This window comes from Psychrobacter sp. NPDC064578 (assembly GCF_044901245.1).
Lineage (GTDB): Bacteria > Pseudomonadota > Gammaproteobacteria > Pseudomonadales > Moraxellaceae > Psychrobacter > Psychrobacter cibarius_C.
The window spans coordinates 265,217-290,294 of sequence record NZ_JBJDPI010000001.1 but is presented as its reverse complement, the minus strand read 5'-3'; the positions used below and the strand labels follow the sequence as shown (position 1 = coordinate 290,294).

General features: G+C 43.0%; 24 protein-coding genes. 16 read left to right on the top strand and 8 right to left on the bottom strand.

Translation table 11 applies throughout. The features are described 5' to 3' along the window. The first annotated feature begins 136 nt into the window (after positions 1-136). Together ybaK and ACI2JM_RS01210 are read left to right on the top strand one after the other, a co-directional pair. On the top strand, positions 137-625 hold the full coding sequence (gene ybaK, locus ACI2JM_RS01215) for a Cys-tRNA(Pro) deacylase (RefSeq protein WP_404641510.1): 489 nt from the start codon (positions 137-139) through the stop codon (positions 623-625). A gap of 107 nt (positions 626-732) precedes the next feature. Beyond that, positions 733-1,107 (top strand): 5-carboxymethyl-2-hydroxymuconate Delta-isomerase, encoded by a 375-nt coding sequence (locus ACI2JM_RS01210; protein ID WP_109590693.1) that lies wholly within the window; start codon positions 733-735, stop codon positions 1,105-1,107. 37 nt (positions 1,108-1,144) lie between these two features. Here ACI2JM_RS01210 and ACI2JM_RS01205 read toward each other — a convergent pair whose 3' ends face one another. Together ACI2JM_RS01205 and ACI2JM_RS01200 are read right to left on the bottom strand one after the other, a co-directional pair. Continuing rightward, complete coding sequence (locus ACI2JM_RS01205) at positions 1,145-1,627, bottom strand: hypothetical protein (RefSeq protein ID WP_404641508.1); 483 nt, start codon at positions 1,625-1,627, stop codon at positions 1,145-1,147. 191 nt (positions 1,628-1,818) lie between these two features. Further along, on the bottom strand, positions 1,819-3,639 hold the full coding sequence (locus tag ACI2JM_RS01200; RefSeq protein WP_201539451.1) for an acyl-CoA dehydrogenase C-terminal domain-containing protein: 1,821 nt from the start codon (positions 3,637-3,639) through the stop codon (positions 1,819-1,821). Positions 3,640-4,037: 398 nt separating this feature from the next. Between ACI2JM_RS01200 and ACI2JM_RS01195 the strand changes: the two genes are divergently transcribed. Beyond that, complete coding sequence (locus ACI2JM_RS01195) at positions 4,038-5,165, top strand: FUSC family protein (RefSeq protein WP_404641506.1); 1,128 nt, start codon at positions 4,038-4,040, stop codon at positions 5,163-5,165. A 95-nt stretch (positions 5,166-5,260) separates the two neighbouring features. Here ACI2JM_RS01195 and aroE read toward each other — a convergent pair whose 3' ends face one another. Then, positions 5,261-6,121, bottom strand: coding sequence for a shikimate dehydrogenase (aroE, locus tag ACI2JM_RS01190; protein WP_404641504.1), 861 nt, complete (start codon positions 6,119-6,121; stop codon positions 5,261-5,263). A 444-nt stretch (positions 6,122-6,565) separates the two neighbouring features. Here aroE and ACI2JM_RS01185 point away from each other — a divergent pair, with 444 nt between their 5' ends. Both ACI2JM_RS01185 and ACI2JM_RS01180 read left to right on the top strand, forming a co-directional pair. Next, a complete protein-coding gene (locus ACI2JM_RS01185; protein ID WP_404641502.1) occupies positions 6,566-7,234 on the top strand; it encodes a hypothetical protein in 669 nt (222 codons plus the stop codon). A 3-nt stretch (positions 7,235-7,237) separates the two neighbouring features. After that, positions 7,238-8,197 carry an aminotransferase class IV gene (locus ACI2JM_RS01180; RefSeq protein ID WP_404641500.1) on the top strand — a complete coding sequence of 320 codons (960 nt, stop codon included), beginning with the start codon at positions 7,238-7,240 and terminating at the stop codon, positions 8,195-8,197. A gap of 6 nt (positions 8,198-8,203) precedes the next feature. Here ACI2JM_RS01180 and ACI2JM_RS01175 read toward each other — a convergent pair whose 3' ends face one another. Beyond that, positions 8,204-8,401: a DpnD/PcfM family protein gene (locus ACI2JM_RS01175; protein ID WP_404641498.1), complete on the bottom strand. Its 198-nt coding sequence runs from the start codon at positions 8,399-8,401 to the stop codon at positions 8,204-8,206. Positions 8,402-8,556: 155 nt separating this feature from the next. Between ACI2JM_RS01175 and ACI2JM_RS01170 the strand changes: the two genes are divergently transcribed. Beyond that, the gene (locus ACI2JM_RS01170; protein WP_314885931.1) at positions 8,557-9,123 is read left to right on the top strand and encodes a hypothetical protein; all 567 of its coding nucleotides are present in this window, start codon (positions 8,557-8,559) and stop codon (positions 9,121-9,123) included. A 288-nt stretch (positions 9,124-9,411) separates the two neighbouring features. After that, positions 9,412-9,678, top strand: coding sequence for a hypothetical protein (locus ACI2JM_RS01165; RefSeq protein ID WP_404641496.1), 267 nt, complete (start codon positions 9,412-9,414; stop codon positions 9,676-9,678). Here ACI2JM_RS01165 and ACI2JM_RS01160 read toward each other — a convergent pair. Further along, positions 9,675-10,439 (bottom strand): DpnI domain-containing protein, encoded by a 765-nt coding sequence (locus tag ACI2JM_RS01160; RefSeq protein WP_404641494.1) that lies wholly within the window; start codon positions 10,437-10,439, stop codon positions 9,675-9,677. The genes ACI2JM_RS01165 and ACI2JM_RS01160 overlap by 4 nt on opposite strands. Positions 10,440-10,606: 167 nt before the next feature. Here ACI2JM_RS01160 and mltG point away from each other — a divergent pair, with 167 nt between their 5' ends. Next, positions 10,607-11,899, top strand: a complete 1,293-nt coding sequence (gene mltG / locus ACI2JM_RS01155) for an endolytic transglycosylase MltG (protein ID WP_055123616.1) — start codon at positions 10,607-10,609, stop codon at positions 11,897-11,899. 98 nt (positions 11,900-11,997) lie between these two features. Beyond that, complete coding sequence (gene tmk / locus ACI2JM_RS01150) at positions 11,998-12,723, top strand: dTMP kinase (protein ID WP_201552456.1); 726 nt, start codon at positions 11,998-12,000, stop codon at positions 12,721-12,723. A gap of 150 nt (positions 12,724-12,873) precedes the next feature. On the opposite strand, the gene ACI2JM_RS01145 is transcribed toward tmk, so the two are convergent. Then, positions 12,874-15,261 carry a cation:proton antiporter gene (locus ACI2JM_RS01145; RefSeq protein ID WP_404641491.1) on the bottom strand — a complete coding sequence of 796 codons (2,388 nt, stop codon included), beginning with the start codon at positions 15,259-15,261 and terminating at the stop codon, positions 12,874-12,876. A gap of 971 nt (positions 15,262-16,232) precedes the next feature. Between ACI2JM_RS01145 and ACI2JM_RS01140 the strand changes: the two genes are divergently transcribed. The 5 genes from ACI2JM_RS01140 (at position 16,233) to purC (ending at position 21,605) form a co-directional block, all read left to right on the top strand. Then, a complete protein-coding gene (locus ACI2JM_RS01140) occupies positions 16,233-17,597 on the top strand; it encodes a Do family serine endopeptidase (protein ID WP_390890589.1) in 1,365 nt (454 codons plus the stop codon). Between the two features lie 261 nt (positions 17,598-17,858). Continuing rightward, the gene (locus tag ACI2JM_RS01135) at positions 17,859-19,067 is read left to right on the top strand and encodes a hypothetical protein (protein WP_404641489.1); all 1,209 of its coding nucleotides are present in this window, start codon (positions 17,859-17,861) and stop codon (positions 19,065-19,067) included. Positions 19,068-19,505: 438 nt separating this feature from the next. After that, positions 19,506-20,411 carry a 4-hydroxy-tetrahydrodipicolinate synthase gene (gene dapA / locus ACI2JM_RS01130; protein WP_201580752.1) on the top strand — a complete coding sequence of 302 codons (906 nt, stop codon included), beginning with the start codon at positions 19,506-19,508 and terminating at the stop codon, positions 20,409-20,411. Positions 20,412-20,446: 35 nt separating this feature from the next. Beyond that, a complete protein-coding gene (locus ACI2JM_RS01125) occupies positions 20,447-20,761 on the top strand; it encodes a hypothetical protein (protein ID WP_227685480.1) in 315 nt (104 codons plus the stop codon). Between the two features lie 130 nt (positions 20,762-20,891). Next, positions 20,892-21,605, top strand: a complete 714-nt coding sequence (purC, locus tag ACI2JM_RS01120; RefSeq protein ID WP_060490251.1) for a phosphoribosylaminoimidazolesuccinocarboxamide synthase — start codon at positions 20,892-20,894, stop codon at positions 21,603-21,605. Between the two features lie 260 nt (positions 21,606-21,865). On the opposite strand, the gene ACI2JM_RS01115 is transcribed toward purC, so the two are convergent. Next, entirely contained in the window at positions 21,866-23,185 is a 1,320-nt protein-coding gene (locus tag ACI2JM_RS01115; protein ID WP_060490252.1) for a short-chain fatty acid transporter, read from the bottom strand. A gap of 229 nt (positions 23,186-23,414) precedes the next feature. Here ACI2JM_RS01115 and ACI2JM_RS01110 point away from each other — a divergent pair, with 229 nt between their 5' ends. Together ACI2JM_RS01110 and ACI2JM_RS01105 are read left to right on the top strand one after the other, a co-directional pair. Further along, positions 23,415-24,062, top strand: a complete 648-nt coding sequence (locus ACI2JM_RS01110) for a DNA-3-methyladenine glycosylase (protein ID WP_404641486.1) — start codon at positions 23,415-23,417, stop codon at positions 24,060-24,062. A 53-nt stretch (positions 24,063-24,115) separates the two neighbouring features. Further along, entirely contained in the window at positions 24,116-24,427 is a 312-nt protein-coding gene (locus ACI2JM_RS01105) for an NGG1p interacting factor NIF3 (protein WP_372814520.1), read from the top strand. A gap of 9 nt (positions 24,428-24,436) precedes the next feature. Here the strand turns inward: ACI2JM_RS01105 and ACI2JM_RS01100 are convergent, their stop codons facing one another. Then, positions 24,437-24,808 (bottom strand): hypothetical protein, encoded by a 372-nt coding sequence (locus tag ACI2JM_RS01100; protein WP_201552466.1) that lies wholly within the window; start codon positions 24,806-24,808, stop codon positions 24,437-24,439. Between the last annotated feature and the right edge of the window lie 270 nt (positions 24,809-25,078).

Sequence of the window (25,078 nt, the reverse complement as noted above, 5' to 3'; positions counted from 1 at the left end):
AGCCGCTCTTAATAAGCTCAAATAATTGAAAGTTAATGTATTTAGAGCAATAATAGTTCGGCGACAACCAAGAGTCACTATAGAGTAATTATGTTTAAATCTACCCTTTAATATCATTGATATAAGCTGAAATATTATGACACCAGCGATTAATCTTGCCAAACAACGCGCTCTGAACTATCAATTACACGACTATGTCCATGACAGTAGTGCCGCCTCTTTTGGCTTAGAGGCGGCAGAAAAGCTAGGCGTGGATGTGTCACAAGTGTTCAAAACCTTGGTGGTGTCGACAGAGACTGGTGCGCTTGCTGTTGCTATCTTACCCGTGGATAAAACGTTAAACTTTAAAAAAATGGCTAAGGCGCTATCTTCGAATAAATTGCTGACCTGCAAAAAAGTGCAAATGGCGGATCCTAAGCAGGTAGAGCGTAGTACGGGCTATGTGCTAGGCGGCGTCAGCCCATTGGGACAAAAGAAGCGCTTGCCGACTATCATAGACAGCTCGGCTGCAGAGCAGACAACGATTTATGTCAGCGGTGGTCGACGTGGTTTAGAAATTGAGCTGCCACCAGCACAATTAGCTGAGACCCTTGCTGCTTGCTTTAGTACCATTATTGATGACTAAAAAGTTATTGATGACTAAAAATCGTTGCCGCTAACGGGCTGTTCAATCAATCCTGAAACGATGTCTAATATTTTATCCCCTCACTCATATTTTATAAGGACATATTCATGCCACATCTAACCATTCAAATGACGCCCAATGTCAGTATTGCTCATGAAGAATCATTTCTTAAAGCGTTAAATAAAGCATTATGGGACAGTGGGCACTTTGGCACGCCGACTGATATTAAAGCACGGATCGTACCCATTGAGACATTTTTGGTAGGCGTTGAAGATGATGAGCAGACGTATGGCTTTATTTATGCGCATCTAAAACTAATGACTGGTCGTGACATGGTTATTCGTAATCAGCTAGCAGGGCTGCTGGTGACGATGATAGAGCAGGAGATAGGCGCAGAGCAATCAGGGCGAGCAGCCTTGCAGATATGTGTGGAAGTTGAAGAAATTAGCGCGGTGTATCATAAAAAAATGCTGGGTAGCTAAAATGCTGATATCGTCCGAAACGACGATTTATCAATCGTTATAAATATTCACATAGCGATTTACTGGCATATGTGGGTAATATCATTACCTCAACCTTATAACCAGCCGTTTTGCCTTCAGTCGCCATCAAGTTGCGGGCAATACGTAAGCGATATTCTCCGATTGTGGGTAGGCAGCCTTGATACACGATACCGCCTTTGCTGCCATCTTGCGTACCGTTTGGCATATGTAATACGCCGACATTGGCTTTCTCAGGCGTACCAGTAAGTGGTGCAATATTAATAACGGCATATTGCCAGCTGGTGGCATCAAAGCGATACCAGCGCTCATCTTCATTGGGGCTTAATTTGCCAGTGACCGTACTACTGATCGCGCCTTGGGCAAATTTAATAGGAATGTCAGGGTTTTTAGCCAGCTCCGTAGCACTAGTTGCGCTAAAACTGATCAGTGCCGTACTGAGTAGTAACACTCGTATAAATGATGAGGCTAAAGAAGTTTTTTGATAATCAGTGGGTAACATGATTGGCTCCTAAAATGGCCGTTTATCTATAATGAATTACTCGTTAACCGTCATCTATGATGTATATTTATTATCGATAGGCTTTAATAAGAACGTTTGTACTTTTAGTTAAGCATAAAAAAGCGCCTACATGCTAGGCGCTTTTTTTATTAATTATTGCTTAATTGTGATGCTATCTTAGTCTAAAAAACTTAGTCTAGAAAAGCAAAGTTCTCAATCTTCATTGCTGTCATGCTGTCACTTGGTGCAACCATGGCTTCGGCATGCCCCGAGGTACGTGGTAACAACTTATCAAAGTAGAATTCAGCCGTTTGGATCTTAGCTTTGTAGAATTCTGGTGATTCAGTACCACCAGTTTCAAGCTTGTCATAAGCGACCGCTGCCATACGCGCCCAATGATAACCCATCATGACATAGCCTGAGTACATCAAGAAATCGTCTGATGCAGCAGAGATGATTTCACGATCTTTACGTGCCATTAGCATCAAGCGCACGGTTAGTGTGTTCCACTCAGCACATAGCTTGGTGAGCGCCCAAACGAATTTACGCATGTCTTTGTCAAGTGCATACTCGCCACACCATTTCATGATGCTTGAGGTGTAATCACGGATGATTTTGCCTTTAGACTGCAAGATCACTTTACGACCGAGTAAATCCAATGCTTGAATACCAGTTGTACCTTCATACATAGTAGCGATACGAGCATCACGAGCAATTAGCTCCATGCCCCATTCTTTGATATAGCCGTGACCGCCATAGACTTGCTGACCGTGTTTAGCCGCTTCAATGCCTAGCTCAGTTAAGAAGCCTTTTAGGATTGGTGTATAGAAACCCAATTTATCATCCCATTTTTCAAACTCTTCATCATCGCCATTGATGATACCCTGTGCCATTTTATCGGCATAGCGCGCAGAATGATAAATCATCGAGCGACCGCCTTCGGCAAAGGCTTTTTGGGTCAATAGCATACGACGTACGTCAGCATGGTTGATGATGGCATCAGCAACTTTTTCAGGCTCTTTTGTGCCTGATAAGGTGCGCATAGAACGGCGATCTTTTGCATACGGCAGCGCGTTTTGGAATGATAATTCAGTATGCGCCAAACCTTGGATGCCAGTGCCAATACGGGCTGTGTTCATAAAGGTGAACATAGCTTTTAGACCTTTGTTCGGCTCACCAATTAAGTAACCCACGGCATCATCAAAGTTCAACACACAAGTAGCCGATGAGCTAATGCCCATTTTGTGTTCGATCGATCCACAAGTCACACCATTACGCTCGCCAATTTCACCCTCAGTAGTTGGTAAAAATTTCGGTACGATAAATAATGAGATACCGCGTGTGCCTTCTGGTGCATTTGGCAAACGTGCTAAAACAATATGAACGATGTTTTCCGTTAAATCATGCTCACCACTTGAGATGAAAATCTTAGTACCGCTAAGCTTATAAGAGCCGTCATCTTGTGGAATGGCTTTAGACTTAACTTGACCCAGATCCGTACCACATTGTGGTTCAGTCAAGCACATGGTACCAGCCCAAGAGCCTTCGACCAATTTATGCAAGTAGGTTTCTTTTTGCTCATCGGTACCATATTGCATAATGGTATTGATACAGCCAGTTGATAGACCAGGATACATTGCCCATGGCCAGTTCGCCGTGCCGATCATTTCAGCTTTAATTAAGTTCAATGAGGTCGGTAAGTTCATACCGCCGTACTCTTCAGGGTAAGAAATACCTTGCCAGCCGCCTTCTACAAATTGATCATAAGCTTCTTTAAAGCCTTTAGGGGTTGTGACAACACCATTTTCAAAATGACAACCTTCAGCATCTGCTGGCTGGTATAAAGGAGCTAAGACATTTTCAGCAAAATCTGCCATCCCTTGAAGAATCATATCAACGGTTTCAGGATCGGCATTTTCGCCATTATCCAAATCTTTATAATGAGTTTGAAAGTCGAAAACATCATTTATTAAAAACTTGATATCACGTAAAGGTGCTTTGTAAGTTAACATAGTCGCTCTCTTTAGTTATTCGCTATCATAAATGGCTAGCTCGGTATTTGAGCCACGTTTCATGTAAAAGGGTGTTTAATCATTTGGGGTAAGAATAGACGATATCACGGCTCGTCATTCAGATTTATCAAAAACAGCTCATCCATTTTGATTGCCTTTAAGGCATCCTTGATAAAAAACAGCTGTCGCGGCGTTACTGTCAGTATAAATCTTCTATAGCGACAAATATATAACTAATAACTAATATTCATAATTAATATTTTAAATCAAAACATTAATTTATGTATTGATGGATTCGGTTTTTATTGTTGTCTGTGGTTAAGTAGCTATTTATGATAGATGTGACCGTATCAGAAAAACATTTTTTAACTGCATTTACGATATAAGGAAAGCCAATTATGAGCGCATCCAAGCGCGAGGCAACGCGAGCATCTTGGCTGACAGCGTTATTTGCTCGCATAAAGGCTTTAATTGATGGCGAGCTGGTGCATCTGCTGACAGTGAACCGTAGTAAGAGACCGTGGCATATGCCGATTATCGCGGCGATTGCCATCAGTTTCCCTGTGTTTGTGGGCGCTTATTTTGATGCTTTATCGTCAGGTATCAAAGCGTCTTTGGGGGCGATGGTTATTTTGAACATACCGTTAGTGGGCAAGCTGCCGTATCGATTGGTGACGGTGATGGCTTGGGGTTTTGCCATGTCGCTGTGCTTTGCGCTCGGTCTAATTGCTCAGCAAGTCCCGCTCTTAAAACTGCCAATATTTACGCTCATGGCGTTTGGTATTGTGATTTTTGGACGTTATTATCGTCAGCCACCGCCAGCGGGACTGTTTGTGATGATGGCAGGCGCTATTGCGCTATTTATACCGCTGCCTTTGGAAGATATTTTGCGTGCAACTGGACTGGTGATGCTTGGCAGTGGCTTTGCTTTAGTGATGGCATTGCTGTATTCGTTGTTTTTACTGGCGACGCGCCCAGCGACGCCGACGCCTACTTATAGCTACGAGCCAGATACCATTACTGAAAGTTTGATTGTCGCCAGTTTTGTCAGTTTAGCCTTGCTCATAGCTGTCACTTTACAGCTGTCCAACCCCTATTGGGCAGCAGTTAGCTGCTTTTTAATTATCCAAGGTATTCATTTGCGTACCATGTGGATTAAGCAAATACATCGTTTACTTGGCACAGTATTGGGTGTAGTTTTGGCGAGTTGGATGTTGTCTTGGGGATTGTCAATATGGGGTGTCGCACTGGCGATACTGACGATGATGCTTTGTATCGAGACGTTGGTGGATCGACATTATGGTTTGGCAGTCATATTTATCACGCCGCTGACGATATTTATTGCAGAATACGGCAGTGGCCTACCGCTTTCTGAGTCCGCCTATCAAGAAGTGATTCGCACGCGCCTTTTTGATACCGTGATTGGCTGCTTGGTGGGTCTGAGCGGCGGAGTAGTGATGCATTCGACCAACTTACGCATACCGCTACGGCGTATCGAAAACTGGCTACTGGCGCGCTTTGGCTAATTGATGAGTGTCAAACCACCAGTACATTTGAAATCAAGTATTAATCAAAGTCGCATGAGCTGAGTTCATGCGACTTTTTTTATGTCAATTTTCGATTAACGACTGTGTAGCGTTTCAGTCGCTTGCACAACATCGATCGTATGACACGTCCAATGCGCAAAACTTAGCGCTGCTTGCCCGATGAGCATGCCATAGCCATCAGAAATCTGCGCGCCACGTGCAGAAAAATGCTGCAAAAATGGCAGCGGGCGTCCGTACATCATGTCATAAGCGTAGTCACCGTTTAGCGTGTCGCTTAGTGGTAGCGTATCTGCTGATAAACCAATAGAAGTCGCATTGATGATAATATCAAACGGTCCATTTAATTCAGTCGTGCGACAAGTTTCAATCTGCTGCTCATGAATAGCAGCGCTTGCCGCGCTAAGCTCAGTGACTAACTCTGTTGCCTTGCTCAGCGTGCGATTGGCAATCGTAAGATGTGCGATACCAGCTTCAATTAATGGCAATATCACTCCACGTGCTGCGCCGCCTGCACCAATGAGTGCCACACGTGCACCACTCAATGGCCAATCCAAACTTAAGATGTGATTGACCAGTCCTTGTCCGTCGGTATTATCGCCATACAATGCCTCGGTGATTGGCACGCCACTTTTTACCAGCGCTTTATTTAGTAACAGCGTATTGACTGCGCCTGCAACTTTGGCATGCTCTGATAAACCACCGCGCGCCGCGCAGCAGTCATAAGCGATTTGTTTAAAAGGTACAGTTACGTTGGCTCCAACACCGCCGCCCTGAAAAAATGCCTCAAGCACCGCGGTAAAACTGGCTGCATCATCGGGGCAATATTGGCGTTGATAGCTAATCTCAATGCCCGTCTGCGCTGCAAATAACGTATGAATTTCAGGGGATTTACTGTGGGCAATGGGATTACCGATAACGATAAAATGCTGGGTCATAATAGGTCTGCTTGCGATAAGAGGCAAAAATTAATCAGTAGAAGGGCATCGATATACAATCATCATAAGGGATAACGCAATATTTGACAAATCGGTGGTCTAACGAGTAAACACTTGAATAGGTAGGTTTTTTGACAGATTATATCTTTAACAAATCTGTACTGTCTGGGAGCGTTATCCGTAACGTAAAGGGTGGTCAAGTGTTAAGCAGTTGGGTAAACTAGAGAGTATGAAAATTTTATATTGATATTTTGGCAGTTGCATAACTATCAGTAACTGAACTGTCAAAAACCAAGTCATAACAAACTGACATAACAAACTGAGTCATACAATACCAAGTATAAGAACGCTTGTTTATAAAATATAATGTCCATTATCAGCGGCCTATCTGCCTGCTCGTTAATACTATTTTGAGAATCATCTAAAAGTGTGAGTAAATTGCCCATGTGGAATAATAGCCTACAGACCCTCTTAGTCGGTACGATAATGGCAGTCGGTGTGTCGCTCAGTGGTTGTGATAGCAGTAAAGACGACGCCCAAAAACAAGATGCCGATATGAGCGAGCAAACCGTCGCTGACGATGCGCTAGTACAGGGCAATGCTGCGCCGAACGCCGACTTAGACGGTGCTACTGCTCAGCAAGGTACACAAGTGAAATATGACGTTGCGGGATGGGGCACTAAAAATGTAGCGTCACTGAACGTCGATAATTTAGATGAGATCAAAGCGACTTTTGGCAAGGTCATGAGCACTGACGAGAACAGCCTCGACTATGCCAGTAATCCAGCCGCCAAATATCGCTTTATGGATACTGATGCGCCGTATTTGGATCTGATTGATTCTGAAAAGTATCTCGAACTCGGCTGGTACTTTGCCAATCCTACTGACTCTGATAAAGAAAAAGAGATAAGTCAAAACCATGCCGAAAAAGCGCATAAGCTTGCCCGCCAACTGATGGGTGATGAGGGCGGACAACTGATTTCTGATATGCTTAATGGTCAAATTATCAAAAATAAAGTCATCGGTGGTCAAAAAATAGAATTGGCAAAATGTGAGTTCTATAGTTGTATGCTGGTCATCAATAAATCTGCTGCCCAAACAGATAAGAAGTAAGCTGTGCTAGCTATCATGCCGCTCAGTAATTGGCTATGCATACATCCATTAAGTGCTACGACGGATAGCTCAGGCACAGTATCGCTAGACAATCGTGGGTTGGCATATGGCGATGGGTTTTTTACCACGATGGGGGTTATCGATGGGCAGATACTGTGGTTGGCTCATCATCAGCAGCGCCTTGTTTCCCATGCTGAAGCTTTACAACTTGAATTAGACAGTCATTCTGCCATGGCTTTATTGCAGACGCATGCCGAGCAACTACAACAAGGCATGCTGAAACTGATGGTGACTCGCGCCGTGCAAGATGTCCGTGGTTATGGCTATGTGCCAACCACATCTGGTAGCGCTTGTGAGATTTGGCTAAAATCCTCTGTGATGACCGTCACTACGACTGAGCAATTACGCTTGCCTGATGGATGCTTAATCCCGATGCAGCCTATCAGTTCTGCCATTTGCCTATCTTCGCAGCTTGCTTGCTTACCGCCACCATTAGCCGGACTCAAAAGCCTCAATCGCCTCGACAATGTGCTGGCAAGTGGTGAGCTGCAAGCTATCAAAGCCAAAGTATTGGAAGACAATATTAAACCAAGCATCAGTGAGGGGCTGCTACGAGATATGAGTGGTCGTTGGGTTGAAGGTACGATGAGCAATGTCTTTTATCAATTATCAGAGCAGCAATCCTCAAAATCCGCAAGCCATTTAGACATCAATAAAAATGATCCGAATTATTTAGACCAAGGTCAATGGTATACACCATCGATGGCGCAAGCGGGCGTCGCTGGCGTGATGCGGCAAGTGCTTATCGATGCGTTATCGACTAGCAAACCTCCCGTCATTATCAGGTCATTGCAAGATGAGGATTTGCCACGACTAAGCCAGCTATTCTTTTGCAATGCGCTGCGCGGTGTCATGCCAATGAGCAGTTTGACATTATTATCGGGTGAGGTGGTGAGATTTTAAGCGATTCTAATCGTATTTAAAAATATTAAACTTGGTATCAATAAAGTCATTTGGGTACAAAACAACTTCTTCATTGCGATACATATCTCGCACTTTTAATAGTGCTTCTTGCTCGTTCTCTGCGTTAACCTCTACGATATTATTCAACGTCTCGACAATCTCTATCTGAAAGGCTCTTTTCAGTTTTTTATCTACTTTCATCATTGCTATTCCCGATATCTGCTTATCAAAATTTCTTGAGTATTTATATATTCTAGGTTAGCAAAGGCATTTAAAAAGAAGTGATCGTCTTTTGTTATGTAGACTTGTGCGATAAGGAAAATCGATCAATGATAGTATTTTGATAAGGAGAGATATCCATGGACTACATCTACGAAGATGAACGAATACCTTTACAAATCCGTCGACTATTAATTTTTGATGAGATTTGCAAATTAGCAAAAAAACAACCTGATGAAATTATTCATTTATCAAGATTCACTGAATTATCGCTTGGTGTTATGTATTTGAAAGACTTTAAAAAATTTATTGCGTTTGGCGGCGTGTTTGAGTACGCAGAAACAAGAGAAGAAGTTATCGAGCAGCGTATTAGAGTTTTTCCTAACGATGAACCCGTCACACGTGCGCTGACAGTTAATTTAAAACAGTTTACTCAGCCTGCGCGCACAGCTATCCAGCTGGTCTGCTATTGGAATAACTATATTAAAAATAGAATGCATGCTTACGTCGATTATCGAGAAGAGCACTTTTTTAAAATCAATGATGAAATTGATGGAGAGTATCCACCGCATAAGTTTCATGGCCGTTTAGTTGCAACGGCACGTTTACCTTTATGGGACGATAGAGAGGAGTTAATTGCAGACGTGTACCGTGATAATGAGGGAAAACCAAGGCCTGAGCGATTCAATGAGAAACGTTTAATATAATTTACAATACGTAGAAATCAATCGTATCTGATTAAAGATTATTTAGCAGGAGATAAAAATGCGTACTACCTATGAAGAAAAACGAATTCCGCTACAAATCCGCCGATTAATGCTATTTAATGAAATATGTCGTAAAGCAAAAAAATATCCTGATGAAGTCGTTCACTTAGCGGGTTATTCGAAGATAGCATTCACAATATTGTTTATTCTAAGAAAGATAAAAAATATACAGCATTTGGTGGGGTGTTTAGGTATACACATATACGCCAAGAAGTCATAGAACAAGGCGTGGATAAAATACCTCATGATGAACCTGTCATGTGTGCGCTTACAGTAGAAAGACAAGCTTTTACTAAGGCTTCTCGTACGCCACTAGGACTATTAATAGGCTGGAATAAGCACGTAAGAAATAAATCTTTTAAATGTATTAAAGACAATATGGACACTTTTTTTAAAGTAAATGATGAGTTGGAAATGGATTATCCTCCACACAAATTCTATGAACGATTGGTGGCAAGTGCCTATTTGCCACTTTGGGATGATAATCAAGCTTAGTATAATTTCCGATAGTGACCACGACCCAAAAACTCAATAATTCCTTTATCACGTAATAGTTGTAATTGCTGACGGATTTTATCTTTAATGTGATTATTTTCAGGATGTTTACGCTGTAATTCATCAGCAAAAGCATAAACCTGATTGAGAGAGAAATTAGCATCCAGTCTATCAATACATTGCCAAACATCCAGTGCCCAACCACGCGAAGCTGTAGATTGCTTACGTAGAAACAAGGTTTTTTGAAATTGCTCGGTGACATTATCGCGTGATATGACTTGCTGGTTTTTCACCAAAAATACTTTGCCTGATTCGGGCACTTGTCGTAAATCAATATTGCAACCAACCCAACCGGCACGTTTAGCAGAGACTGATAAAGGCTTACGTTTGACAATCATATCAGGCTTAAAAAAATGCTTAGGAATAATCAGGAAGTTGTTAACGCTATATTCTTGAGAATAGGTTAAAAAGAAAAAGTTAGGATTGTTGTCGCTACTGATACGCTCAATCATGGTGTCATAAGCGCCATCATTGATAATGTTGCTTAACTTTGCTTGCTTACTTTTGAGCTCATATTGCTCATTACAATTTGTACAATAAAAGTCAGCGACAGGCTTGTTGTTAGTAAATTCCGCCAATGGTTCAGCATCGCAATTAGGGCAGTAACTTTGCTTAGAAACCCAATCCTCGCTTAATACACGAATTTTTTGAGGTTCGGATTTGTAGTTTGCAGCGAGACTTTGATTAAAATGTAGGTTCATAACCAGTTTTCGTTATTAGAGAAAAGGAAAAACACCAAAAGAAGGTAGAAATATTAGCCCATATCAGCAGGCGTAAATACCAAGATAATTGATAAGCTAAGCAAATACCATTGAAAATCGCACGGTTCAGTGCTAAATTCTAGCAAACTTCTGCCTCGCGAGTTGCCATGAGCAAGCCTACATCTGAAACGCCTCCTGAACGCCCTAATGAAACGCCATCGAATAAACCAGATAGCAGTGTTGAGGAGCGTGTCGATACCACACTACCGGACACGCAACCAGCAGTCGATGGGGTAGAGGAAACGCCAGCGACAGATGTGTCACTCATCAGTGGAGCGGCTAAGCCACGCGAATATAAAGCGGATAATCAATCGTTCTTTATGCAGCGTGGTTATCAAGTGTTGCTAGTACTGGGGCTTATCGCTGCGTTTTTCTTAGTGATGGTCTATCAGACATTGTTTGGGCGGATTGAGCAGCCAAAGCAAATGGTCACCATTGAGCAGGGTCAGAGCTATTATGGTCTACTGCCGCAGTGGCAACAGCAAATCCCGCTGTTTTCTGCCACGATTGCCAAGCTCTATATGAAAACACAAGTCGATGGCCCCTTACATGCTGGTATTTATCAATTACCAGAAAATCCTACCTTTGCTGAAACGCTACATATACTTGGGCAAGGGGTAAAAGCATCGATGGTAAAGGTGCAAATCATCGAAGGCAAAACCTCTAAAGATTTATATCAAACATTAAGGGACAATAAAGGCATCAAAAAAGAGGTGCTGACCGACGATAGTGGCAATGATAGAGACAATGCTGGTATTGCTCAAGCGTTGGATTTGGTCGGTATATTGCCAAATGAAGTGATCAATAGTAACGACCCTATCGTCAATCACAATCTTGAAGGCTGGTTTGCCCCCGATACTTATTATTATGGGGAAGGTAGCACTGATAAGCAGGTACTGACCGATTTATATAAGCGTCAACAGCAAGTATTGACTGAAGCGTGGGAAAATCGTGCGCCCAATTTGCCTTATAAGACGCCTTATGAGGCGTTAGTGATGGCCTCTATTATCGAAAAAGAAACCAGTGTGGCAGAAGAGCGTCCTTTGGTCTCTGCGGTGTTTAGAAATCGTTTGGATAAAGGCATGCGAATGCAGACCGATCCGACCATCATCTATGGTATGGGCAGTCGCTATGAAGGCAACATTCGCCGTAAAGACATTGATGAAAAAACGTCTTATAACACTTATCAAATTGATGGCCTACCGCCAACACCTATCGCGCTACCATCGGCTGCCTCTATCGAAGCGACCTTGCATCCAGCAGATAGTGATGCATTATACTTTGTAGCGACAGGTAATGGCGGGCACAAATTTACCAATAGCTTGGCGGCGCACAATCAAGCGGTAAAAGAATATCTCGGCGTCATGCGTGAGAAAAAATCACAAACCCCGCCGCAGTAATTCAATCCTCTATCTTTTCTCAAAACCTATCGTGAACTGAGCGTTATGCAACTGTCTACATAACGACATAACGCTCATCAATGACATAAGGTCATATCATGTCAGCATCTATACAAGACCACGTATCTCAAACAGTCCAGTCGCAAGCAAGTCAGCCCAAAACAAGCAATGACATTAATGATATCGCACTCAATCAAGGGCGCTTTATCAGTTTTGAAGGTACTGAGGGCGTAGGCAAAACGACTGCCATTGAGCAGCTGTGCACACGCTTAGACGATAACAATATTGCGTATCTGCGTACCCGTGAGCCGGGTGGTAGCCCGTTTGCAGAACGTTTGCGCGCTATATTATTGGACCCTGCGACCGACATCAATGATGATACAGAGTTATTGCTACTGTTTGCGGCGCGCTGCGACCATATGCAGCAAGTGATTTTGCCAGCGCTGCAACGCGGGACGTGGGTAATATGTGATCGATTTACCGATTCTACCATTGCTTATCAGGGCTTTGGGCGCGCGCATGGCGATGCGGTGGTACGAGCCAAAATTGAATCGCTTATCGAGCAGTTTGTGCCGCAACTACCTGAGCTGACATTGTGGCTGGATTTGCCCGTATTAGAAGGTATGACACGCGCTAATAAACGTAGCGCCGCTGATAGATTTGAGCAGCAAGCGACCGAATTTTTTACTTGGGTGCATAAAGGCTTTAACACGCTAGCGACTCAGCACCCCGAACGGATACAGCGCATTGACGCATCAGGCAGCGCCGATGAGGTGAGCGCGCGAGTATGGCAGGCGGTACAAGGCAGATTTGATGTTTCGTAACGGATTTTATAAAGCCATCACCTAGCCAAATAAAAAGCCCCAACATTGCGTTGGGGCTTTTGTGTTTCATAAACTGTTATATTCTATAAAGTATCAAAACAGTCATCAAGATATTGTCAAAACTGTGTTAAATCAAAGCTGTGGCAATGATCATTTATCCTGTTTATTCACAGCTTTATTATTTGAAATTTCCTGAACATTGCCTTTGTTGATGTTGTCTTTAGTAGTATCGACATCAGAGCTTGCATTGGTTGTATTATCTTGACCAGAGTCGGGTAAACGATTTGGATCAAGCGCGCCCTTCTTGGTTTTAGGTGCGTTGCCATTACCATTCGTACTACTGTTGCTAGACACCTTATTTTTAGGAATTGCCTTCGAAGTCGCTGTCGAGTTGGCTGACATGACGCCTTTATTAACGACGTCAATAGACTCATCTTTTGACGTTATTACTTTGTCATTCAAGGTGTCTGGCGTGGTTTTAGTTTCAGCATTGCTGCTCGAATGGTTTGATACCTCAGTATCTGCATTTTGCTCAGCGACTCTCTGCTCAGTGATTGCCTGCTCAGTGATTGCCTGCTCAGCGATTGTTTCTTTAGCGCTGTCGCTATCAGTGGCAGTGGATGGTTCTGTTGCATCAACACTATCATCGCTCAGCTCTTTCTCTTTACGCTTTTCAGGCGCTTTTGAGCTGGACTCAAAGTTAGCATCAGCTGCCAGTCGCGCCTGCTCTTGTTTAGGTGTCACGTCGACAGGTTTTGGCTGTACTTCATCTTCCACTACCAGTGAGATGAGCTTGCGATCGCGTGGCACGATGCCATCAAACTTATCGGTAATGACGTGTAGCTTGCCTTCTTTGTCGATTGTATACAGCGGCACGAATTGTTTATTGTCGGCTTTATATTGCTCAAAGCTGTAGCTGTCAGTGATGTTGGTAATCTTGATACGGGCTTTTTTCGACAGCATACTGGCAAGTTTGGTATAGGTGACGTCTTTGCCAAACAGCCACTGCGAGTGGAAGTTGCCTTGCTTATCATCGCGCTCGCTTTTGACCTTTTCGTCGCTGAACTTGAGACGGTACAATTTGCGCTCACCAAATTCATGACGATAATGAATCTCAGACAAGGTATTCATCTCTTTGTCCATACTCATGGCAAACAGACGACCGATACCGATCAGGTCAAGATGATGATCGGCGTGATCAGAGATGGGATTGCCAAAATAAGTACGCAGACCGCTCATGCGTGCGCGGGCAATATTGGTATAGTTGTTGTGTGCGACGATGACATCAAAGCCCTGATCTTTTAGAGAAGTTGCTACCAAAAGCGCAATGGGATTTGAGCCGACGATAAGAATGCCATTGGTCTCAGGCTCACGGACACCCAGCAAGTTGCCGACTATTTTTGCCCCCAAGCCCTGAATCATAACCGTGCCAATAATGACCATGAATACTAAGGGCACGAGCAGCTCAACACCTTGAATATCATACTCTTGCAGACGAATAGCAAACAGTGATGAGATGGCTGCAGCGACGATACCACGTGGCCCAATCCAACTAATCATCAGCTTTTCATTGGTCTTTAAGTTTGAGCCAATAGACGATGCCCAAACGGATAATGGTCGCGCCACAAACATGACGATAGCAAGTAACACCAGACCTGCGAAACCAACGCTAAGTAAGCTTTCCAGCTCTACACGTGCTGCAAGGATAATAAACAGCACAGAGATAAGAAGGATGGTTAAAGATTCATTAAACTCTAAAATCGTATCGCGTGGGAATTTTGGCCAATTCGCCAATGCCACGCCCAATACAGTGACTGTCAATAGCCCAGACTCATGCTCTAAATGGTTCGATACTGAAAATAACACCAAGACAAACGCGAGCGTAAAGACATTGCGTAAAAATTCAGGAATCATATGCCGACGCATCAAGAACGCAAGCAGCCAAGCGCCTGCCATACCCATCGCTGTCGCTAATACCACGATTTTGGCAAACAATAAGATACTGCTGGCTTCGCCGCCTGAGATGATGTATTCATAAACCAAAACCACGGCAATAGCGCCGATTGGGTCAATGATGATACCTTCCCATTTGAGGATATTAGAGATGGTCTTATTGGGACGCACACTACGTAATAGCGGCATAATCACCGTTGGACCCGTGACGCACACGAGCGCACCGAACAGCAAAGCAATCAGTGGATCGACATCGAATAAGAGATAAGTCGATAACGCCACGATAGCAATGGTGATAAGTACACCGACCGACACCAGCATTTGCACCACGGTGCCATGCTGTTTAATCTCGTCAAACTCTAACGTCAGCGAGCCTTCAAATAGGATAATCGCCACGCCCAAAGAGATGAAGGGGAACATCAGCTCTCCCAGCACCAAGTCAGGATCGAAGACTCCCAGCACTGGGCCCACGATAATGCCAATCAGTAATAAAAATAAAATGGACGGTTGCTTTAAATACCAAGCCAACCATTGGGCAGCAATGCCAATCCCAACCACGCCAGATAATAATAGGGCGGTATCCATAAATTGATCCTTTTATAATCTTGTCGTATTTTATAGCTATCAACCGCTTTTTTAGAGTAGCGGTTGCCAGTAGTATAGTAATAAGTTGACGCTACTCGCTATAGAGACACATCTCTATAAAACGTAAGCGACGACAATGGTATCCATCATGAATCACAACATGAGCCAGATATGATATAACTACTATAGAGTAGTAAAGACAAAAGCATTGCTAGAAAAACAGTCAATCTCATATAAATCGTATATGGCATCAAGCTCGCTCAGACTATTATTGATAGTACTGTCACGCGACTTTCTTTATCCATTTATCTTGAATTGACCATCGCATTATTCTAGTGATGCAAAAGATGAAAAATAAGGGTGATAATAGCCAGCTTTATAAAACAATAGTCAATAATGATTATTTATATACTTTAGTTTGCTTAAAAATTTATTTGGCTTGCTATCATAACATGCTTTTATTTCATGCTGAGCAAGGCCGTATCCAGCACGATATCAGTAGGCAGCGGTAAAAACATACAATAACTGGGTCAAATAATCGCGCCTTGGGTTATCCTACATAATTGAAATAATGACAAAATAGCACGATGACTTATCATACAGTAGCCGTCTTTATCATGCACCTAACGAGGATTATCATTGTTTTGGGGTGTTTATATAAGGAAAGGTGAATGGTCGATGGCATAAGGGTATAAAAAACAGTAATCTAATAAACGACTAGATAGCGACTAAAAAGGTTGGCCGCCATAACATTCAGTGCCGATACAACGTTTGTCATATACGGATTTGGTTAAAATTAAAACATCGTATACGCCTCACTAGCGATAGTAGCCAAAACATAACCATTAAAAATAACAACGATTACTTATATGGAGGACAACATGCCTATCAATATGCTTACAGCGCAATCTAAGTTTTATGTGCCGCATTGGTTAAAACGTAGTGCGCTGGTGCTTGCTGTCAGTACCTCGATGGTTACTGGCGTCACTGCCACCGCCATGGCAAGCGCCCAAGCTGTCGTCACCACGGCAGATTTTTCTGACTTAGTGCAGCAAGTTACCCCAGCCGTTGCCCGCGTAAATGTCACCAAGACCGTCAGCGAGGCTGAGCTTGCCCAAGCCCAAACAGCCGAATTGTTGCGGCAGTTCTTTGGTGATCGTTTACGTATTCCTGATCAGGCTGCCACGCCAGCAATTGAGCATGCTTATGGCACGGCTTTTTTTGTCACAGCCGATGGTTATATGCTAACCAACCATCATGTGGTGGAGGGCGCTGATAAAATCACTGTCACTCTTAACGATAGAACGGAGCTTGATGCAACCTTGGTTGGTAGTGATGAGCGCTCTGATGTGGCAGTGCTAAAAGTCTCGGGCAACCAATTTCCCGCTTTGCCTATCGGCGACTCGAATGCTCTGAAAGTAGGGGAGCCAGTACTAGCTATTGGTTCGCCATTTGGTTTTGATTACTCAGCATCGGCGGGCATTGTCAGTGCTAAATCACGCAGCTTTTCACGCGATACCAGCGTGCCATTTATCCAAACAGACGTGGCATTGAACCCGGGTAACTCAGGCGGTCCACTATTTAATCAGCGCGGTGAAGTGATTGGTATTAATTCGCGTATCTTTAGTGGTACAGGTGGTTACATGGGTCTGTCGTTTTCCATTCCGATTGATGCGGCGATGGATATTTACGAGCAGCTAAAAACCGATGGCGAAGTGGTGCGTGCTTATTTAGGTATTTATCCGCAAGACATCGATCGCAATTTAGCAGAAGCTTATAACCTAGATCGTCCTCAAGGTGCACTACTGACAAGAGTATCACCAGACTCACCTGCACAAAAAGCTGGTCTAAAACCTGGCGATATCATTTTGCAATATAATGAAGTGCAAATTATGCGCGCCTCAGATTTATTAAACTTGCTCAATCGTGCCAAACCGAGCGATAGCTTCCGCGCACAGATTCAGCGTAATGGTAAGCAAATGACCATCAGCGGCAAACTCACTTATGCGCCCAATGATGTGAGAGCACAAGGCGGCGATCAGCAGAATGATGAGGTGCAGTTAGGCTTGCGTTTACGTAACTTGACCGCTGATGAGCAAGCAGAAATCGCAGTGGATAATAAGACGGGTATTTTGGTCACCACAGTTGACCCAACGGGATTGGCGGCGCGTTCAGGTCTGTTGGCAGGTGATGTGATTACCAATTTTCACCAAAAGCCAATTAAAAAGGTCACGGATTTTTCAAGCGCGATTTCATCATTGCCCAAAAAAGGCGTAGTGACCATTGAAATTATTCGCCAAGGTATTCCCGCGATTATTGGTTTACGTATTGAGTAAGCCTTGATAGCTTTGATAGCTTGGTAGGGGTAATGGGTAGTCGGGGCAGCAATTGAGCATGGCATAACAGGCGCGTCAATAATTCTACTTGTCTATGATAGAGCTCGACCCCTATAATGGCTGATTTTTTTACCCATGACTTAAAATAATCTAACATTGTCACTAACTTATTCATGGAGCGATTTATTTATCGCTCTATACGTTCTAATATAGGGTAAGCCAGTTGCTAGGCTCATACTCTCTCGTAACCATCAGGTAATTATGACTGACCATGCTCTTTATATCCTAAGTATCTCTACGGTAGCAGTATTGCTTGCGTATATTATACTGTGGTCAGGATTACAAACGTTCAATGCCAATCCTACCAAACGTTTTATGCGTATTTGGTTGAAGTTGGCACTATATTATGCTGCCTATACTATGCCCGTTTGGGCTTTGCTGTTGGTGATAGGTTGGTCGCAAGAAATGTTGCCGATACTGCCGCAGCTATCACTGACACTCGTGCTAGTGGCCGTATTTGCAATGGGGTTCTATTTTTATACCGTGGTGATACAACCCAATCGTTTACGTTTAGATCATCATGCAATCGACTTAGATTTATCCACACCGCTGACGGTTGCCGTATTGGCTGATTTACGCATAGGCTTGTATAGCGGCAAGCCGCGTCATATTCGTAAACTGGTTGCTACCATCAATGCGTTACCAGCAGATGCGGTGCTGATTACGGGCGACTGGTTGTATTACCCAAGTGCTGATTTAGTGGGTCAGCTCATGTTGTTTAAAGGGGTTAATAAGCCTATTTATACAGTGATGAGTACCTCAGACTTGCGTTATCAATCGATTAATACGACCAAGCAAGGACAGCCGCTATTAGAAGATACGTTGTCTAGTGCCTTTGATGTACTCGATATTAGCTATATCGGTCAGCAGTGTACGTCACTGCCACTCAAATGTACTGGGGCTACTAATGCGCTTCCAGTAATGCCCAGTGCGAGTTATTCTAAAAATAATAAAGAGGGTTTTAGACAGCAAAATTTGGAAAATAGCCCAACCGTCGCCGTGCTTTGCGGCTGGCAAGATGTTCCTAAACAGTTTGCTGATATTGAAGAGGCAAATGCGTCTGATAAAGCCGCGCTTGGTGCTGAAATTGCTAATACCACGAAGCCCGTCATCATCTTGGCTTCACGATTTGATAGTATTAGCGATTTGCCAAAATCCTTACAGCCACGACCACTATTGATTACTGGTGCAGCAAAGGCGATTCAAAAAAATATATGGTTGGCACAAAAACAAAAAAATATCGCACGTAGTAGCGAGCAGTCAACCCTGTTGAATAATAGCCGCATGGGCAAGCAGCGGGGTTTATACCAACATGGCAGTGCGCAGATATTTGTCAGTAGCGGTATTGGCACACGAGGGCTGCCTTTTCGCTTGTATCGCCCCACTATCGATGTGTTGACGATTCGTTAACATGATTCAAAAGACTTATCAGCGCTGATTCATTGCGCTAAACTGAGAGTTGAATAATAAGGCTGTTGGTTTGTAGGTTGTAATGGCATGTCAGCAATTCAATTGATTGAACGTTAATTGATTGATATCGGTCAAATCAAAATATGCTACACTAGCAGGCGTTTTTATTATTCTATTTTTAGTACTAAATAAGCGTTGTCGGTCATTGGTAAAAATAAGGCTAAGACGATTTTTAGCATCTATATTGCGAACGCTTTTATCATAGAAAAAGATTGATAATAAAAAATACTCAGCATTAATATCAAGCAAGATATTGCCAATGTTGCCTATGAATGTACACAATATGAGTACAGGCGTAGACATAATCATTGACACTTGCCAACGACCTATCATGTGACAGCTTTGAAAAAAGCTAGGATAATACAGTAAGGCACGGTTATGAGCACAGCATACGACGAGATCAAAACCCGACTACAAGGCTCAATGGTAGCCTTGGTAACGCCCATGCATCCTGACGGCACGGTCGATTATAAACGTCTGGCGGATCTCATAGATTGGCAGATTGAGCAAGGCACGCATTGTCTCGTTGCCGTTGGTACTACTGGCGAGTCAGCGACATTATCTATGCAAGAGCACAGCGATGTCATTCGCTACTTTGTTCAGCATGTCAAAGGTCGTGTACCAGTGATTGCTGGAACAGGTGCCAATAATACGATGGAAGCCATTAAGCTGACCCAAGATGCTGCCGACGCTGGTGCAGATTGTGCGTTATTGGTTGCGCCTTATTATAACAAGCCGCCACAAGAAGGCTTATACCAACATTATAAGGCTATCGCGCGCGCGGTAAATATCCCGCAGATGCTTTATAATGTGCCAGGACGTACGGTCGTTGATATCGCACAAGAGACGGTAGAACGTCTGGCTGATATCGATAATATCGTCGCGATTAAAGATGCCACAGGCTCTATTGCTCGCGGTGAGCAATTGATCAAAGCAGTGGGCGATAGAATCGTCGTGCTATCTGGCGATGACAGTACGGCGCTTGATTTGATGACATTTGGTGGTAAAGGTAATATCTCAGTCACTGCCAACGTCGCCCCGAAAGCGATGAGCGAGACTTTTACAGCGGCGCTTCGTGGTGATTTTGATGCGGCTCATAAAGTACATGATGTGGTCAAGCATTTACACCGTGACTTGTTCATTGAGTCAAGTCCTATCCCAGCAAAATATGCGCTTCATAAAATGGGTATGATAGATACTGGTATTCGTCTGCCTTTGGTATGGTTGGCTGAACAACATCATGCCACTATTGATGAAGCCTTGGTGCGTGCGAACTTATTATAAAATGATGCGTGTAAATGCTAACTCAGAGAGATAATATGATGAAAACATCATCACCGACTGCAAAAATATTCCCTGCGCTGCTGACCTTAATATTGGGAAGTACTTTAGTATTGAGCGGTTGCCAAAGTGCTAAAAACTTACTTGGTAAGCGTGACAATGGTAGCTTAGAATATCAGCAAAGCAAGAAGCTTGTGCCAATAGAGCTGCCTGCTAACAAAGAACCAGCGCCTTTTGTACCTTTGTATGCAACTCCTAATGCTGGTGCAAATACGCTGAAATTACAGAACGAATCAGGTAATCAGTACCAGCTACCGAAGCCTGAGCGCGCTGTCAGTAGTCCTTCGAATTAAAGCTATTCCCTTATTTATACCGCTGACATTTTACAGTGATTAATGTAAATATTATTCATTCTGTCATACAAAAATCAGCGGTCGCTGCGCGTTTTTACCACATAAGCTTGAACGAACAGGAATTCCCATAATGCAAAAGCAACAACTGCTGTATAAAGGCAAAGCCAAATCTGTCTATGAAACTGAAGATAATGATCTTTTGATTCTACATTTCCGTGATGATACTTCAGCGCTTGATGGCAAGCGTATTGAACAGTTAGCCCGCAAAGGCGTCGTCAATAATCGTTTTAATGCTTTCATCATGCAAAAATTGGCTGATGCTGGTATCGAAACGCATTTTGAAAAGCAATTGTCTGAAGATGAAGTATTGGTCAAGCGTTTGGATATGATTCCGGTTGAGTGCGTGGTGCGTAACTTTGCTGCGGGCAGTTTGGTGCGTCGTTTAGGCTTAGAAGAAGGGCAAGCATTGACGCCACCTACTTATGAGCTGTTTTATAAAGATGATGCGCTGGGTGATCCAATGGTCAATGAGTCACTTGCTGTGTCTCTTGGCTGGGCAACCGAAGCACAACTGGCAAGAATGGAAGAGCTGACTCATCAAGTAAATGAAGTGTTAAATGCGTTATTCGAAGCAGGTGATTTGATACTGGTTGATTTCAAACTAGAATTTGGTGTGTTCCATGACCGTATCGTCTTAGGGGATGAGTTTTCACCAGATGGCTGCCGTATTTGGGACAAGACGACTAAGAAGAAGCTGGATAAAGACCGCTTCCGTCAATCATTAGGCGATGTCATTGAAGCTTATGAAGAAGTGGCTAACCGTATTGGTGTGCCATTAAGCTAGATGTTTGATTGGCACTGCACTGCAGGTCAATCTTTAGCGTAAAAAAAACTGAGCCATGTGCTCAGTTTTTTTGTGATTTTAAATTAATCTTCGTGTTTATCTTACGACTAATAATATAAAGGCTTTGACCTAAAGGTAGTCGTTATTATCAAATATGGCTATTCTGAATAGCTCCACTGCTATTTGATTTACTTCATTATTATCTAAAGATAAGAACAACCTCTTTATTAAAATAGTTAATGTTGGAGTTATAGGATTTATTATAAAAACAAGAGTCCTAAACCAATCACAACACCACTGACAATCAGCACGATGACACAAAAACCCATGATATCTTTGGCTTTTAGACCTGCGATCGCCAGTGCTGGTAATGCCCAAAATGGCTGAATCATATTTGTCCAAGCATCACCCCATGCTACAGCCATAGCAACTCGTGACGGATCACTACCCAACATTTCCGCCGCTTCTAACATGATTGGTGCTTGTACTGCCCATTGTCCACCACCTGAAGGAACAAAAAAGTTGACGAGTCCTGCACTGAGGAAAGCAAAAAGTGGTAGCGTCTCCGCTGTTGAAACGTTGACAAACGCTTCTGACATCACACCTGCCAACCCCGAAGCTGTCATCATTCCCATAATGCCTGCATAAAAAGGAAATTGGACGATGATAGCGCCTGCACCTTTAACCGCTTCTTGAACTGCAATCAAATACTTGCGAGGTGTACCGTGAAATATAATACCAAGAAACAAGAACATAAAGTTAACCAAGTCGAGCGTTAGAGCAAAACCGTTCTGTGCGAAATAATACACGATAAAGGCGATGCCCAATACGCCAATGACCATTGATAAAATCCAGCTGTTTTCTAAGCGTTCTGCTGGTGTCATATCCGATTTGGCTGGCAGATCCTCAGGGATAGGATCTACTAGAAGTTTTGGATCTACCGTAATCGTATCTTCTTTTTTTGGCATCATCAGACGGTTTAATAAAGGGACGATAATAACCAATGCTGCGACGATAATTAGGTTATAGCTAGCAAAGATGGTCGCACTTGTTGGAATAACACCGATTTTATCAACGAAGGGATGGCCTGCTGTTGCAATGGATAATGGAATCGACCCAGAGAATCCGGCATGCCAAATGATAAATCCAGAATAGGCGCTGGCAATCAATAAACGGTAATCGACATTTTCGACACGCTTCGCCAGCTCTTTGGCAAATAATGCCCCAATGACCAAGCCAAATCCCCAATTAATCCAGCTTGCTGCAAGCGATACTAAGGTGACCAGTATAATCGCACTACCTGGCGAGCTTGCGAAACTGGCAAGTTTACCCAGCCCTTTTTTAAATATGGGGCTGCTTGCTAATACAAAACCAGTTACTAGCACCAACACCATTTGCATTGAGAATGCCAGCAAAGCCCAGAAGCCTTCACCCCAAAACGCCACCATCTGTACCGGTGAAGAGTCGGTTAAACCTAAGCCCATTACAAAAATAACCAAGGTTAAAATAATGACGAACAGAAATGGATCTGGTAAATATTTTTCCATCAAGCTATTCGAGAAGCGTGTAATCCCTTTCATTTTTTGACTTCCTTTTTGTCTAAGTTTACGTTTCATTCCTCATTCCAATGTTACCTCATTCTTCCTTTTTTATGCTTATTCATTCAGCAGAAATCATCTTTTTTAATGCTATACCGACCTTGCAAGGTTTGTTTAAACATTCCTTAAACACTGTGTGCCATACCTTTTCTTAATTTTATGATAACTTATTAATTATTCAATGATATAAAAGCATAAAAGGTCATTACTAATGTCAACGTCTCAAACTTCCACGGCGCAGCCTACTATTTTAGCGCCATCATGGTTTACTCGACCAACCTGTGTGGTCGCTGCTGACTTAATAGGTAAAGTGCTATGTAGAAAGCTGTTAGATATGGATGGCACGCCTAAAATACTACGTATGCGTATCTCAGAAACCGAAGCTTACATCGGTGCGGGCGATCCCGCTTGTCATTCACATGCTGGCAGTCGAACGCCGCGCACTGAAATCATGTATGAGCAAGGTGGCGTTTTTTATGTGTATTTGACTTATGGTGTCCATCATATGCTCAATTTAATCAGTGGTGCTATCGACTCCCCTGAGTCAGTGCTGATACGCGCAGGGTTTTTAGCAGAAGATAGTGACCGTCTGCGAGATGAGCAATTATTGAGCTTAGATCAACAACTGATTCATTCCAAGCAGTTCGCTGGTCCCGGTAAGCTGACCAAGCGATTACAAATCGACCGTGACTTGTATGGCAAATCTATTCATCCAGCATCAGCCGTTTGGATAGAAGAAGACGGTTGCAAGCCGCCAGTATCGCTGCGTCCACGGATTGGCATTGATTATGCGGGCGAGGCAAAAGAGTGGTTATTGCGCTACATTTGGACAGCCCATCCTTCGTTATCCAAAAAATAGCAAGATTGATAGTTGATGGCTGTTTTTCTAAATAGACTTGAAGGAAGTAATATATGTATAAATTGACGGTTTTTATTCCAGATACAGCATTAGAGCAGGTAAAGTCCGCTTTATTTTCGGCAGGCGCTGGGATGATTGGCAATTATGAACAGTGCTGTTGGCAAGTGCAGGGGACAGGGCAATTTAGGCCACTGGCAGGCAGTAATCCGAATATTGGAGCACATGATCGACTGGAAACCGTTGAGGAATGGCGGGTAGAAATGGTAGTGGCTGATGCTGATATTAAACAAGTCGTCGAGGCGTTAAAGCAGGCGCATCCTTATGAAACACCTGCCTATGATGTGATTGAAGTATTAGACTTTTAGGGTTAGCTATCAGTCCTCTTTGATCTTAATCACGTTATAACTCGGATAGCCAAGCTCGATTTTGTAATCTTCACTGCCGTGTTTGGCTTTTACTTTTATTTTACTGTCACCTTTTTTGTATTTGACGTCTTTGACTCGATAACCCATATTGCTGACTTTATTGGCAGCCCTTTGCTCGATAGCAGGCTGATAAAGCTCTTTATCAATGGAGTTGATGGTCTTCTTGTGCTTTTTGTAGACTTTACTGTCTTTATAAATATCTTCATAAAGGTCGCCGTAAGCATTATAACCAGGTGCGGTGACACAGCCAGTCGTTATCGTCAGCAACACTGCAATCATACTGGCGCTAGTAGTGGTTTTTAATAAAGTATGGTGGTTCATCAAATCCTCTTATGATGTCAAAGATGTTTTTGCTGATCTTATAAAAAAGGGTCAAATAAACCAAGGGCTGGCTTATTTGACCAAAGGCATCAATTAATCAATGATGCCAAAACTTTATTTAATAGCTTTATTTCACTAATTTCATTTTTAGCGCACTTAGATATAGTCGGTTCAATATAATTTAGATTCAAGGAAGGCAAGCGAAAGTACTATAAGTAGTAGACTAAGCGAGCCTGATACCGTATCTGATTTATATAGGATTGACTATAA